Below are 11485 nucleotides of genomic sequence, written 5' to 3'. Positions count from 1 at the left end.
AAGCGGGCACCGGGTCAAAGAACTTTTGAGTTCTTTGACCCGGTGCCCGCTTTAAGTCGGGATTCACCCCCGTCCGGGTGCCCGCTTTAATTTCGGAATCCCCGAGAAAAGTCACGGAAAAACGAGAGGTTTCCAAGGGGAATGTCAGTCGATGTCCGTGCCCTCGTCGCGTGCCGGCTCCTTGCTCGGGTCGAAGCCGGAGACGATGAAGACCACGCGGCGGGCGGCGGAGACGGCGTGGTCGCCCAGGCGCTCCATGAAGCGGCCGATGAGCACCACGTCGATGAGCTGCTGGTTGGTGCCCACGAAGTCCTCGGACTGTGCCATCCGCATGGTCTTGAGGTGCAGTTCGTCAAGTTGGTCGTCGTCGCGGATAATCTGGTCGGCCACGTGCGTGTCACGGTCGGCGAGCATCTGCACGAGGCGGTCGGCGGTCATCTCCAGGAACTGCTGCATCCTGCGGAAGGTGTCCACGGCATCGGCCGGCAGAGGGGACTCCGGGTAGGTGCGCCGCGCCGCCTCCGCGATGTGCCGTGCCAGGTCGCCCATGCGTTCGAAGGTGATGGACAGGCGCATGGTGGACACGATCACGCGCAGGTCCGTCGCCACCGGGTTCTGGCGTGCGAGGAGCTCCACGCACTTGTCCACGATGCTGGTGGAGAGCGCATCGACCTCGGCGTCATGGTCGATCACCGCCTGCGCGGCATCGATGTCCTGGTCGAGCAGGGCCTTGCCGGCGCCACGGATCGCATCGCGTACATTGCATGCCATGCGGTCGAGGTCGTCGGCGACCGCCTTAAGGCTTTCATTGAAGATAACGCGCATCTGCCCGCCTTTCACATCAGTTCCGTACGGATTCGGGAATGGACCCCATCGGTGCCTTCAGTGTAGAGGATGCAGCCGCCGAACTCCAGCGGCAGCGGAAAACCACGTGCACGGCACGGGACATGCCACAATGGGAAGCATGCCGCATGATTTCACCCTGACCGTCATCGTCGTCGCATTCGTGCTCGTCGCCATCGCCGTCGTCCTGGGCGTCCTGGTCATGCTCGGCGACACCATCGCGCCGCTGCTGTCGCGGATCACGCGCGGCGTCGACTGGCGCGACTGGCTGTCCGACCGCCTGCCTCACCGACACGCCGACGACCGTGACGACGAGGACGACGAGGACGACGACCTCGACGACGAGGCCGCCGCACTGCTGGCCATGATCTCCGACGCCCCCATCGTCGTCGACTCCACCGGCGAGGTGCTGCGTGCCAGCCCGGAGGCGGCGCGCCTGGGCATCGTCAACGACGACACCATCACCGACGACCGCGTGGCCGCCGCCGTACGCGCTGTGCAGGAACACGGCGGCCGGCAGCACCTCGACATCACCACCGCCACGCCGCCCGCCTTCGCCCACGACGAAGGCGTGGCGGTGAGCAGGCCGAACTGGGTCAAGGTCACCGTCGGCCGCATCAACGCGCATCTGGTGGTCGTCCTGCTCGCCGACGTCAGCGAGACGGTGCGTTTCAACCAGGTGCGCGACGACTTCATCACGAACGTCTCCGAACAGCTGCTGCGGCCCAGCGAGGAACTCGCGCACCTGGCGGAACGCCTGGAACACGGCGACGCCGCGCAGGTCCGCCAGGACGCGCGCAACGTGCGGCGCACCATCGGCTACGTCAACCACATGGTGCGCGACCTGCTCCTGCTGATCAAGGCCCAGGAGCAGGTCGTGCCCAGCGGCGACAACCAGTTGGCGCTGCTTGCCGAGGTCGAGTCGGCGGCAGGCCTCGTGCAGGAGCGGGCGTCGGCGCACGGCCAGCAGGTGAAGGTCAGCGGCGACACGTCGCTGACCGTCCACGGTGACGCGTCGCAGATCCGCGCGGCCATCGGCAAGCTGCTGGAGAATGCGCTCGACTATTCGCCGCAGGGGGCGACGGTCAGCGTGACGGTCGGCAGGTCGCCCGATGGCCACGACGCCGTCGTCCGGGTCATCGACCGGGGCACCGGCATCCCCGAACGCGAACAGGACCGCATCTTCGAACGCTTCTACCGCGGTTCGCGGCAGAACGAGAGGACGGGCGAGGGCGTCGGCCTGGGCCTGGCCATCGTCAAGCACGTGGCGCTCACCCACCATGCGGCGTGAACGTGTGGAGCAGGCCGGGGCAGGGCAGCACCTTCAGCCTCGTGCTGCCGCTGGGTGACTCACTTGCCGAGCGCCGGTAGTCCCAGCGGTCGAAATGCTCCCAGACGAGCATGGCCAGACCGAGGACGATGCCGAAGCCGCAGATGATCGACGCCCTCTCGAACCATTGGATGTGCCCCAACAGCCATAGGCAGAGCGAACCGACCAAGGCGATGGACCACAGCAGGATGCCCAACAGGAACGCCTTGCGCAAATCCACTTGCATCGGCTTGGGGGAGGGGCGACGCACATGGGGATCAAGGATCGGGGCAAATTTCATACCCATAACCCTAACGCATCGCCAGACCGCCCGTCGCTCATCCCCGAGGCTGATATTCACGGCGCGGACTGGGACGCATGGGGCGTTTCGCGTACAATGAGCCCGAGTGGACGGGACCGTCCCCGCCATGCCGCCAGCGAAAGGAAACCAGCGTGTACACGATCCTCCCTGTACCCAAGCAGTATGCGTGGGGATCGAACGAACACCTGCAGCGGCTGTTCCACCTCCCCGAAGTCGCCCGGGAGAAGCCGTTGGCGGAAATGTGGTACAGCGGGCACCCCCAGTCGCCCTCCACGGTGGAGATCGACGGTCGGGCGGTGCCCCTCACTCATGCCATCGGCGAGGACCCAGACGGCATGGTCGGAACCCGGGGCGTCACGCAGTTCGGCCCCCAGCTGCCCTTCCTGCTCAAGCTGATCTGCGCCCAGCGGCCCCTGTCCCTGCAGGTGCACCCCGTGGGATTCCAGGCCAGGGCCGGCTACAATGCCGAGAACCTGCGCCACGTGCCCCTCGACGCGCCCGAACGATCCTTCAAGGACATGAACGCCAAAAGCGAGATGGTCGTCGCGCTCGAACCCTTCCAGGCCAGCGTGGGCTTTGCCGGCCGCTCCTTCGCCCTGCGCAACTTGGAGGGGTTGCGCTCGCCCGTGGCGCAGCGGATGATTCGCGCATTGCAGGGCAACGGGGCGGAAGGGGAATTCGACGCCGCCGACCGCATGCTTCCGGTGGACGCCATTGTCTGGCCCGAGCACCGCAAGCGGGTGTTCCGCGCCTTCCACACGGCGGTGACCGCGGGTTGCCTGGATTCCGGCGAGTTGCGCGACGACCTGCTGTGTTCCATGCGGACGGCCGACCATGAGCGCACCCGTCTCGCCTGCGATTTCACCCTGCAGGCCGCGGACGCATTCCCGGGCGACCCGAGCGTCCTGGCGCTGCTCATGATGAACCCGGTGCAACTGGAGGAAGGCGAGTCCGTGTTCCTGCCCACCGGCGTGCCCCATGCCTACATCCATGGCATGGGTGCCGAGATCATGACGAATTCGGACAACGTGCTGCGCGCCGGCATGACCGTCAAGTACAAGGACATCCCGAATCTGCTGCACTGCGTGGATTGCAAGCCGTCCTCGCCGGTGGACCCCTCGGATTCGCGGCTGGCCGCCTTCCTGGCCGGCGACGTGGTCTTCTACCGGCCCGGCGTGAGCGAATATGTGCTCGCCTACGGGCATGTGGATGCGGCGCACGGCCCATGGCCGCTGGTGTCGCGCCTGGCGCGCCGCTACGACCGGCTCGTCCAGCAGGTGACGGGGCACGGGTACTTCCCCCACCGTGGCCCGCGCGTGGTGGTGTGCACGCAGGGTGCGGTCCGCTGCGTAAGCGAGCGCGACGAACGCATCCTGCGGCAAGGCGACGCGGTCTTCGTGCCCGCGAGCGATGGCTGGGCCCACGTGGAGCCCGTCGCCGGCGGGGAGGCCGCCCCAGAGGGTTCGTACCTCATGGCGTCCACGCCGTTCTGACATGGACCTGACAGGGGAATTTCCCGTTGTCCGGTGGCTGTTTCCGGGGGTTTCCGCACTTAAAGCGGGCACCCAGTCGGGGACACTTCACGAATTAAAGCGGGCACCCAGTCGGAAGCGTTTTCTGAATTAAAGCGGGCGCCCAGTCGAAGAACAAAAAATGTTCTTCGACCGGGTGCCCGCTTTAATTCAGAAATCGCCGCCGACCGGGTGCCCGCTTTAATTATTTAATTACAGGAGTCCCGGGAACGGCCACGGAACAACGACAGATTTCCAGTAGGCGCGTACACTGGGCACCATGTCAACGGCATCGATTGAAGCACGCAAGCAGCTGGACCGCATCGTGGCCCTCGGGTACCCGGACGTGGCGGACATGGGCGCGGATTCCTTCCGCGCGCTGGCACAGCCGCTCATCAACGCACTCGAGGACTCCGACCTGGGTGAGGACATCCTCCTGGTGCCCACGCGCGAGCTGGTCACCCCAGAGTCGCTCATCGCCCGTACCAGCATCAACCGCATGGCCGGCTTCACCACCATGCCGCCGCGTGACATCGTCAGCTTCCTGCCCACCGACGGCTTCGAACCGCCGGAAGGCCCCTTCTACCTGGTCGTCGAACCGCACACCGGCACCTGCTACGTCAACCGCGAGCCGGACGTGGCACGCAAGCTCATCGAATCCGACGAGCGCATCCCCCTGACCCTGGAGGAGGGACTCGCCATCGCCACGCAGCACCCCGAATGGCTGCTCGAGAAGAACGGCTTCAACCTGCTCGGCTCGCGCAGCGCCGACGGCCGCGTGCCCAGCATCTGGATGAGCCAGAACGCCCCGCGCCTGGGTGCCGTGTGGCCCAACTCGCGGCACACCTGGCTCGGCAACGCCTACTGCATGGCGCGCCGCGGCGTCAACCTCATCAACTGACCCTGCCGGCCGCACTGTCGCGTACGCCCCTATACACGAGGTTTGTAAAACACCTGTGCGAATTGCTCAGGATACGGACGTTTCGCGGGGCTTCCTTCGCTAGGCTGTATAACGTAGACCCTTGCGCATGACCATGCGCGCCAACCACAAGAGTCGACATACAGACAGAAGGAGGAGTGATGGGTCAGGATCAATCATCGGTGTTTGATCTCGCTGCCGCGGCTGCGGCGTCCAACGGAGGGAACAACGACCCGCTGCTGCCTCCGGCACGGTTCATCGGCGCCCCGCAGAAGCCCAGCGCCATGCCCTACCACAAGTACGTGGCCTACGACAAGCAGGTGCCCTTCGACTATCCGCAGCGTACCTGGCCGGACAGGCGCCTGGCGCGCGCGCCGCGCTGGTGCTCCGTGGACCTGCGCGACGGCAACCAGGCCCTCGTCAACCCCATGGACTCCGAGCGCAAGCTGCGGTTCTGGAACATGCTCGTCGAGATGGGCTTCAAGGAGATCGAGGTCGGCTTCCCCAGCGCCTCGGAAACCGACTACGACTTCATCCGCATGCTCATCGAACGTGAGCTCATCCCGGACGACGTGACCATCGTGGTGCTCACCCAGGCCCGCGAGCACCTCATCCGCAAGACCTACGAGTGCCTCAAGGGCTGCAAGCGCGCCATCGTGCACTTCTACAACTCCGTGTCCGTACTCCAGCGCGAGGTCGTGTTCCGCAAGGACCGCGAGGGCATCAAGCAGCTCGCCACCGACGCGGCGAAGCTGTGCAAGGAGCTGGAGGGCGACGCCGAGGGCATCGACATGTACTACGAGTACTCCCCGGAGTCCTTCACCGGCACCGAACCCGACTACGCTGTGGAGGTGTGCAACGCGGTGATCGACGTGATCAGGCCGACCGTCGACCACCCGATGATCATCAACCTGCCGGCGACCGTGGAGATGACCACGCCGAACGTCTTCGCCGACCAAGTGGAGTACGTCTCCGACAACCTGCAGGACCGCGACGCCGTCGTCCTCTCCCTGCACCCGCACAACGACGAGGGCATGGGCGTGGCCGCCGCCGAGCTCGGCATGCTCGCCGGCGCGGACCGCATCGAGGGCTGCCTGCTGGGCAATGGCGAGCGCACCGGCAACGTGGACCTGGTGACGATCGGCCTGAACCTGCTCACCCAGGGCATCGACCCGCAGCTCGACCTGTCGGACATGCCCACGATCCGCCGCACCGTGGAGTACTGCAACCAGCTCAAGGTGTCCGAGCGACACCCCTACGCGGGCAACTTCGTGTTCACCGCCTTCTCCGGTTCCCACCAGGACGCCATCAAGAAGGGCCTGGAGGCGCGCGAGGTCGCCGCGGACATGCAGGGCGTCAAGCTGGAGGACTTCGTGTGGCTCGTGCCCTACCTGCCGATCGACCCGAAGGACATCGGCCGCTCCTACGAGGCGATCATCCGCGTCAACTCGCAGTCCGGCAAGGGCGGCATGGCCTACCTGCTCAAGACGAACCACAACCTCGACCTGCCCAAGAAGCTGCAGGTGGAGTTCGAGCACGTGGTGCAGCAGCACGCCGACGCCACGAAGAAGGAAGTCAAGGACGAGGACATCTGGCGCCTCTTCAAGGACGAGTACCTGCCGGTGGGCGAGTCCGGCGCGACCGACGCGGGTGCGGCGGCCAGCGACCACCCGGACGAGAGCCTCGACCAGTGGGGACGCCTCAAGCTGCTCAAGGTGAGCATGTCCTCCGGCGAGGACGGCTCCGACACCCAGCTGACCGCGACCGTGCTCGACCGCGGCATCAACGTGGGCGCCGAACCCGAGGTGACCCGCCACATCGAAGGCCGCGGCAACGGCCCGATCGACGCCTTCCTCAACGCCGTGAAGAGCTTCGGCGTGGAGGCCACCGTCCTCGACTACGCCGAGCACACGATGCCCGTGGGCAGCGACGCGAAGGCCGCCTCCTACGTGCAGTGCGAAGTCGGCATGGAGGACGAGGAGAAGCGCATGGTCTGGGGCGTCGGCATCGACTCCTCGACGATCACGAGCTCCCTGAAGGCGATCATCTCCGCCGTGAACCGTTCGGCGCGGTAGGCGCTGCGTGCGCCCCATGAGAAATCTCTCGTTTTTCCGTGACTTTTCTCGGGGCTCCTGAAAATCAAAGCGGATACCCGGTCGGGATTGGCCCCGACCGGGTATCCGCTTTGATTTTCAGGAGCCCCGAGAAAAGTCACGGAAAAACGAGAGATTTCTCATGCGCGACGATGCCGCGCAGCCGGTGCAGCTGGTCGTGCCGGAGTTCGCTTGGGACAACCTCATCGCCGAAGGCCCGAACACACAGGTGCACGACGAGGACGGCAACCTCATCTACGTCTTCCACGCCGCCGAATACGAGAACGGCCGGTACGGCGGGCGTGACGTGCAGGTGCGCCGCGTGCACTGGGCGGCGGACGGCATGCCTGTAATGGACATGCAGGCCGACGAGGAGCTCGACCCGGCGTGCCGGCAGGTGACGATGTCCATCGTCGTGCGCTGATTTGCGGGCGTCCGGGCACTGCCCGGCGCCCGGACGGTGGTATCGTCGAAGGCAACATGCAGCGGTGCGCGGCCGGGGCGGCCGGCGCGAAGGATCAGGGAATGGGGTACGACCATGGCCAGGCAGGCAGGCGAACGTGCGGTCACCATGCGTGACGTGGCCCGGGAGGCCGGGGTGTCCATCAAGACGGTGTCGAACGTCATCAACGACTACGAGTTCGTGTCCGACGCCACGCGCGCCAAGGTGCAGGCGGCCATCGACCGGCTGGGCTACTCCGTCAACGTCTCCGCGCGCTCGCTGCGCACTGGCCAGGCGAACCTTATCGCCCTGGCGATCCCCGACCTGCAGATGCCGTACTTCGCGCAGCTGTCGTCGCTGGTGATCGAGGAGGCGAAGAAGCTGGGACTGCGCGTGCTGGTGGAGCCGACGCTCTACTCGCGCGAGGAGGAGCTCAACGTGCTGCACGGCCTGCAGTCCACGATGGTCGACGGTCTCATCTTCAGCCCGCTGGAGCTCGGCCAGGAGGACATCGCGGAGTTCCGGGTGGACTATCCGCTCGTGCTGCTCGGCGAACGCGTCTTCACGAACGAGGTCGACCACATCGCCACGGAGAACGTGGAGGGTGCCAAGAAGGCGACCACCTACCTGCTGGAGACGGGGTGCCGCAGCATTGCGGTCATCGGCACCCATCCGGGCGAGCGCGTCGGTTCGGCGGCGTTGCGCTTCCAAGGCTACTGCGAGGCGTTGCTCGATGCGGGCATCGACTATGACGAGCGGCTCGTGGTGCCGTCGCGCATGTGGCACCGCGTGGACGGCGAGGCGGCCATGGACACGCTCTTCGACTCCGGCATCGTGCCCGACGGCGTGGTGGCGCTCAACGACATGCTCGCTTCCGGCGTCATGCACTCCATCCAGATGCACGGCTACCGCATTCCCGGGGACATCGCCGTCATCGGTTTCGACAACTCCGATGACTCCAAGTACCTCTCGCCGGCGCTCACCTCGATCTCGCCGGGCCTGGACGAGGTGGCGCGCCTGGCGGTGCGCACGCTCAAGGACCGCATCGACGGCGTCCAGTCGGGCGAGCGCCTCTTCGCGGGCACCGACGGCCAGGAGGACCCCGTCACGCACAGGGAGTACCGCCAGGTGCCTTCCACTTTGGTGGTGAGGGAGTCCACGAGGGTGCCGCAGGCGTAGGGCTCCCGGTAGTTTTCCTGCATGTTTTCCTCCGTCAGGCTTCCCCCTGAGAGATTTCGGGATGGTGTTTCAAATGTTGGTGCAGGTTGGGTCGGGGCATCGTCTTGATTGTATCGTTCAGGCGGCCTGCCGGATGGCTTGCTCGATGATCTGCCTCGCCTGTCGCATGTCGTCCTTGCGGCCACGGATCCTGCCCATCACGTCACGTTCCAGGTGCACCACGCACCGCTGCCACGAACAGTCCTGTACCGGGCGCACTGCCGGACGGCTGGAATCCACGCAGCCGTCCGCGTCCAACGGCATCTGCTCGAAGGTCATGACATCGCTATCGACTACCCTGTCCATCAGGGGTCATCTCCCTGGAATCTTGAATGTATGCTTTTACGGAATTCTAGGCGATGACCCTTTCCCATACCCACACACCAACAATCGGCACACAACCCGATCGGCGCCTCCTGATGGGTCCCGGGGACGTCCGGCCCCAAGTTTTTGTTCAAAAAACGAACAATTTCTCAGGTGGGCACAGCCTCTCACGGCGTAGCCGGCGCACTCGGCTGCTGTTGCTGCGTGGGTTCGTCGGTCGGTTCCGTCGGGGTGCCCGTTGGCGTCGCCCGTCGGTTCGGCGGTCTGCGACGGTTCCTCGGTGGGTTCGCTCGTGGTCGGCGCGGGGCTGGGCTGCTTGTCGGTGGCGGTCTCGCTGGGGGAGGCGCTGGCCGAGGGGGATTCGGAAGGTTCGGCGGACTGGCTTGGCTGGGCCCTCGGGGTGGAGGTCACCTTCGTGCCGCCCAGGCCCCAGTCGCCGTCCGGGCCGCCGATTTTGCCGTCGTCCGTGGCGGTCGGGAACTGCTCCACGGGCTGGCCTTCCATGGCACGGGACATGAACTCGGTGAACAGGTGGGCCGGGTAGCCGGTGGAGCTCACGCCGTAGCCGGCGAACTCGGGCACCACCTGGTTCTCGCCGTTCTCGCCCGGGTTCCAGATGGCCCACACGCTCATGAGCTGCGGGGTGTAGCCCACGAAGGAAGCGGCGGTCTCGTCGTTCGCGGTGCCGGACTTGCCGGCCACGGGGCGTCCCAGCGTGGCGGAGGTGCCCGCCGCGGTGCCGTTGACGGTGGTGCCCAGCATGGCGTTGATGGTCAGTGCGCAGTCGTTCTCCTCGAACACCTTCGTGGTTTCCAGGTTCGGCGTGTACATGTCCTGGCCGTCCTTGGTCACGCGGTCCACCACGTGCAGGGTGTTCTTCGTGCCCGAGTTGGCGATGGTCGAGTGGCCCTGCGCCAGGTCCCACACGGTCAGCGAGTTGATGCCCAGGATGTTGTACAGGGTGTCCGTCTGGATGTCGCCGCTGATGCCGGCGTCATGCGCGATCTGCGCGTAGCGTTCCGGGGTCAGGTGCTCGTTGACGTTCATGAACACCGTGTTCACGGAGTTCGCCGTCGCCTGGTTGAGGTTGATGTTGCCCCAGCTGATGTTCAGTGCGTTCGGCACTTCCGCGTACACGCCCGGGGTGGTCTCGAACTCCACCGGCGAATTGCCGTTGAAGAGGGTGTTGAAGCTCACGTCGTCCTGCGCGGCGCCGATCAGGCCGAAGGGCTTCATGGTCGAACCCGGCTGGAAGGTGGCCTGGGTGGCGTTGTTGAGCTGCTTGTCCAGGTAGTCGCTGCCGCCGTACATGGCCTTGACGGCACCCGTCGACTGGTCCACGGCGATGCCGCCCACCTGCAGGGTCTCGGGCATGCCCTCCGGCCGCTCGTCGCCCACTTCCTGCACCTCCTTCTGCATCGTGGCGTCGAGGGTGGTGACCACCTGGTAGCCGCCCGACTCGAGGTCGTCCTTGGTGAAGGCCTTCGAGTCGATGAGCTCGTTCTCCACCGTGGTCATCAGGTAGCCGTTGGGGCCGGCGAAGTCATTGCTCAGCGTGTAGGCCTTGACTTCCGGGAACTTCGCTTCCTCGGCCTGTTGCTCGGTGATGTAGCCGTCCTCCTTCATGATGTTGATCACGCGCTCGAAGCGCTGCTTGGCCTGGTCCGGGTTGGTCTCCGGGTCCCAGCTGCTGGGGGCGGGGATGATGCCGGCAATCATGGCCGCCTCGGACACGGTCAGGTCCTTGGCATCCTTGCCGAAGTACGCCTGCGCGGCCGCCTGGATGCCGTAGGCGCCGCGGCCCAGGTAGATCGTGTTCATGTAGTTGCACAGCACCTGCTGCTTGTCCTGCGTGGCCGCGATCTTCATGGCCAGGATCGCTTCGCGCGCCTTGCCGGCGTAGGAGGTGGTCTCGCCGAGGTAATAGCGCTCCGCATACTGCTGCGTGATCGTCGAACCGCCCTGGCGCGTGCCCTTGGTCAGGTTGTTGATCAGCGCGCGCGCCATGCCGGTGATGTCGATGCCTTTGTTGGTATAGAAGGAGCGGTCCTCGGAGGCGACGATCGCGTTGCCCACGTACTGTGGCAGCACCGAGCAGTCGATGATCTCGCGGTTCTGCTCGGCGATGGTGCCGATCGGCGTGGTGCCGTCGCTGTAGTAGATCGTCGTCTTCTCCGCGACGGCGACCTTCTCGGGCTGCGGGATTTCCGTGGTGGCGTAGAGGTAGGCGAACAGGCCGATGCCGATCACCAGGATGGTGCCGATGACGCCCAGGAGGATCTTCCACCACAGGCCCTTGTGCTGCTTCTTGCCGTTCTTGCCGCTTTTGCCGGGGTTCCCCTTGCTGCCGTTGCCGCCCTTGCGGGTGCCGGGGGCCGGGCTCGCGTGGCGGCGGCGCGTGGTCGAAGACGCTGTACGTGTTTGTGAAGCCATGCATACAACGGTAACCGTTTGTCCTGAGAAAAGCGCGGACGCACGCGCGCGATACCCCGCCCGGCGCTTGC

The 11485-nt window shown here is 65.7% G+C and carries 8 protein-coding genes and 2 pseudogenes; 6 read left to right on the top strand and 4 right to left on the bottom strand.

The genetic code is table 11. From position 1 onward, the window contains the following. Window positions 1-144 precede the first annotated feature (144 nt). Window positions 145-825, bottom strand: a complete 681-nt coding sequence (phoU, locus tag BCUN_RS06255; protein WP_033518561.1) for a phosphate signaling complex protein PhoU — start codon at window positions 823-825, stop codon at window positions 145-147. Between the two features lie 139 nt (window positions 826-964). Between phoU and BCUN_RS06250 the strand changes: the two genes are divergently transcribed. After that, window positions 965-2134, top strand: a complete 1170-nt coding sequence (locus BCUN_RS06250) for a sensor histidine kinase (RefSeq protein ID WP_238552340.1) — start codon at window positions 965-967, stop codon at window positions 2132-2134. Between the two features lie 70 nt (window positions 2135-2204). On the opposite strand, the pseudogene BCUN_RS12560 reads toward BCUN_RS06250, so the two are convergent. Further along, window positions 2205-2453 (bottom strand): annotated as a pseudogene (locus tag BCUN_RS12560) (DUF2530 domain-containing protein); the annotation flags it as partial. Window positions 2454-2605: 152 nt separating this feature from the next. Between BCUN_RS12560 and manA the strand changes: the two are divergent. From manA to BCUN_RS06220, 5 genes and pseudogenes are all read left to right on the top strand, one after another. Further along, complete coding sequence (gene manA, locus BCUN_RS06240; RefSeq protein WP_033518559.1) at window positions 2606-3967, top strand: mannose-6-phosphate isomerase, class I; 1362 nt, start codon at window positions 2606-2608, stop codon at window positions 3965-3967. A gap of 298 nt (window positions 3968-4265) precedes the next feature. Further along, on the top strand, window positions 4266-4886 hold the full coding sequence (locus BCUN_RS06235; RefSeq protein ID WP_033517020.1) for a DUF5701 family protein: 621 nt from the start codon (window positions 4266-4268) through the stop codon (window positions 4884-4886). A gap of 179 nt (window positions 4887-5065) precedes the next feature. Beyond that, a complete protein-coding gene (leuA, locus tag BCUN_RS06230; protein ID WP_033517018.1) occupies window positions 5066-6979 on the top strand; it encodes a 2-isopropylmalate synthase in 1914 nt (637 codons plus the stop codon). Window positions 6980-7229: 250 nt separating this feature from the next. Next, window positions 7230-7421, top strand: a pseudogene (locus BCUN_RS06225) (hypothetical protein); the annotation flags it as partial. 114 nt (window positions 7422-7535) lie between these two features. Next, window positions 7536-8618 (top strand): LacI family DNA-binding transcriptional regulator, encoded by a 1083-nt coding sequence (locus BCUN_RS06220; protein ID WP_033517014.1) that lies wholly within the window; start codon window positions 7536-7538, stop codon window positions 8616-8618. A gap of 117 nt (window positions 8619-8735) precedes the next feature. Here the strand turns inward: BCUN_RS06220 and BCUN_RS06215 are convergent, their stop codons facing one another. Then, a complete protein-coding gene (locus BCUN_RS06215) occupies window positions 8736-8963 on the bottom strand; it encodes a hypothetical protein (RefSeq protein WP_152598153.1) in 228 nt (75 codons plus the stop codon). Between the two features lie 36 nt (window positions 8964-8999). Beyond that, window positions 9000-11414, bottom strand: coding sequence for a transglycosylase domain-containing protein (locus tag BCUN_RS06210; RefSeq protein WP_081895582.1), 2415 nt, complete (start codon window positions 11412-11414; stop codon window positions 9000-9002). Between the last annotated feature and the right edge of the window lie 71 nt (window positions 11415-11485).

This window comes from Bifidobacterium cuniculi (assembly GCF_000741575.1).
GTDB classification, from domain to species: Bacteria; Actinomycetota; Actinomycetes; order Actinomycetales; family Bifidobacteriaceae; genus Bifidobacterium; species Bifidobacterium cuniculi.
Note: the sequence above shows the minus strand (reverse complement) of the source record. Positions and strands in the feature narration are given on the sequence as shown.

Coding starts and splice junctions, on each gene's coding strand:
- phoU (WP_033518561.1), bottom strand. CDS start 825: ATGCGCGTTATCTTCAATGAAAGCCTTAAGGCGGTCGCCGACGACCTC.
- leuA (WP_033517018.1), top strand. CDS start 5,066: ATGGGTCAGGATCAATCATCGGTGTTTGATCTCGCTGCCGCGGCTGCG.
- BCUN_RS06235 (WP_033517020.1), top strand. CDS start 4,266: ATGTCAACGGCATCGATTGAAGCACGCAAGCAGCTGGACCGCATCGTG.
- BCUN_RS06220 (WP_033517014.1), top strand. CDS start 7,536: ATGGCCAGGCAGGCAGGCGAACGTGCGGTCACCATGCGTGACGTGGCC.
- BCUN_RS06215 (WP_152598153.1), bottom strand. CDS start 8,963: ATGGACAGGGTAGTCGATAGCGATGTCATGACCTTCGAGCAGATGCCG.
- BCUN_RS06250 (WP_238552340.1), top strand. CDS start 965: ATGCCGCATGATTTCACCCTGACCGTCATCGTCGTCGCATTCGTGCTC.
- BCUN_RS06210 (WP_081895582.1), bottom strand. CDS start 11,414: ATGGCTTCACAAACACGTACAGCGTCTTCGACCACGCGCCGCCGCCAC.